A 2415-nucleotide genomic window follows, 5' to 3' on the forward strand; every position below is an offset into this window, starting at 1 on the left:
GGCAACGGAAAGCGTCGCCTGGTGCTGAACAGCTTCTTCGGATTCGCCCGGCCGGATCTAGTTCTCTGGTGGACCTGACGTTGGACCCCGCCGGCAGTCAGGCTTTGGCGGCGTTACCCCATCGGGAAGTCAGGCGCGCATGCGCCAGCCCGTGGGATGAGAACAACCGGCTCAAGAAGATCGTAGCCTGCATCGCCCTAGGCAAAGAACATTCTTCAGGATGTCGTAGCCGAGAGCTAGGAGGCTTTCCAGTTGGCGGCTCGTGGATGAAGTCTGAGTGGATTGGAAAGTGTCGGTCCCCCGGACCTTTCTGACTTTTTCTGATCGAAACGTCGCTCTATCAATACAGGTCGAAGCGTGGCCAGCGGATGGACCTCGAGGCCGGATTCGGGAGATCGCCCACAGGCCGCGAGATTAGCGTCCTCACCCTCGTCCCTCGTCGACACATTTTCGCGCACGTCGCCGACCATCCACCCGCGGTTCAACTGCGGTGGCGGATGTGGTCGCGAGCGAGCGCGTGCCGTCGGTCAGCTATGAGTTAAGCGTAAGACCGTATGTCCGCCTCTGCCGGTGGGGCGGCTCGCCCTACTGCGCGTCCGAGGATTGCTCGGACGGGCCGAGCCGCCCCACCGGCAGAGGCGGACATACGGTCTTACAGTTAAGCCAATGCGCCGCAATGAAGTCCTAATAGTCTGAGCCGAATTCACCGTTTTGTGAGGCGCGAGAATGCTTATTTTGACGATCGCGAGCACAAATTGCACAAGCATTATTGCGGGTGACCTTGCCCCTCTGATCTAATCCGGTTTGAAGTTCGTTCTGGCCCATTGAGAGGACCAGGACATGAAACGTAGCCGCTTCTCTGAAGAGCAGATCATCGGAATTTTGAAGGTACATGAGGCCGGGGTATCGGTTGCCGATCTGTGCCGCGAGCACGGGGGTCAGCGACGCCTCGATTTACATGGAAGGCCCGCTTCGGCGGGATGGATGTCTCCGAGGCTCGGCGACTGAAGGCTCTGGAGGACGAGAACACGCGGCTGAAGCGGCTTCTGGCCGACGCCATGCTCGACAATGCCGCGTTGAAGGATCTTGTGGAAAAGAAATGGTGACGCCCGCGGCCAAGCGGAAAGCTGTCGCTCGCCTGAAGGAAGGCTTCGGGATGAGCGAACGGCGGGCGTGTAAGGCTATCGGCTGTTGCCGCATGACGGTTCGCCACGAGACCAGCAGGCCGGACGACCGCGAGCTTCGCGAGCGGGTGAAGGCGATCGCGCAGGAGCGTCGCCGGTTCGGCTACCGGCGTCTTCTCGTGATGCTGAGGCGGGGGGCCTGGTCGTGAACCACAAGAAACTGTTCCGGCTCTATCGGGAGGAGAAGCTCGCCGTTCGCCGCCGTGGCGGCCGCAAACGGGCGATCGGGACTAGGGCGCCGATGGTGGTGCCGCTGAGGCCCGACGAGCGCTGGTCGCTCGACTTCGTATCGGACCAGCTCACAGACGGGCGCCGCTTCCGCATCCTGGCCGTCGTCGACGACTGCAGAGAGAGTGCCTGGCACTCATCGTTGATAGTCTCTCTCGGGCATGCGGGTTGCCCGAGAATTGGACCGGCTCATCACCGAGCGCGGCCGGCCGAGAATTATCGTCAGCGACAATGGCAGCGAGTTCACCTCGAACGCCATCCTCTCCTGGGCGGATCAGAACCGCGTCCAATGGCATTACATTGCGCCCGGCAAGCCGATGCAGAATGGCTTCATCGAGAGCTTCAACGGCCGACTGCGCGATGAACTGCTCAACGAGACGCTGTTTACTTCGCTGGCTCAGGCACGCCTCGCCATCGCCCTGTGGCGCGCCGACTACAACACCGCGCGGCCGCATTCCCAAATCGCCTGGCAGACACCGGCCGAGTTCGCCACCACCTTCAATCTGCGACGGTCGCTCGCGCTGCGCTATGCCAAAGGCTCCGCGCCAGCGCCCGCCGCTTCACCCGCCCAGCAGGGCACAACCCACGCCGGAAACGAACTCAAAACTGGATAGAAACTGAGGGCAACGTCACGAGGATTTTGGATTCTGCTGGATCGAGTAGTGATTAAAGCGTAGCCAAGCTGCGGCGTCCGCCGCCGCGCCGCTCTATGTGCGCGGGGCGACAGCAGCGAGTTGTGCGCCGCATCGCCACAGCCGCAGAAACCTGCCGGTCGCCGCTGAATGGGGCTTCTACTTTTTAGTCGGCCGTGAACTATCCGCAAGCCGTTGATCTGGCAGCTGATTGAGGCGGATAGCGGCTTTTTGAATTGCAGGATTAGCAGTTTATGTGGGCTGTTTTCCTGCAATTCGGTTTTGCGATTGAACGAAGCCGCTGACGCGGCATTTGGTGCGGGGGTTTGCGGTTGAGGCTTCTGTTTTGAAGGATTGCGGCTGTTGAAGCG

Annotated in this window: 1 pseudogene; it reads left to right on the forward strand. The window is 61.1% G+C overall.

Going from position 1 to position 2415, the window contains the following annotated elements:
• Positions 1–840: 840 nt before the first annotated feature.
• Positions 841–2026: pseudogene (locus tag NKH02_RS34260) on the forward strand (IS3 family transposase).
• The last annotated feature ends 389 nt before the right edge of the window (positions 2027–2415 follow it).

The sequence above is a fragment of the Mesorhizobium sp. M1396 genome (genome assembly GCF_040317725.1).
Taxonomy (GTDB): domain Bacteria; phylum Pseudomonadota; class Alphaproteobacteria; order Rhizobiales; family Rhizobiaceae; genus Mesorhizobium.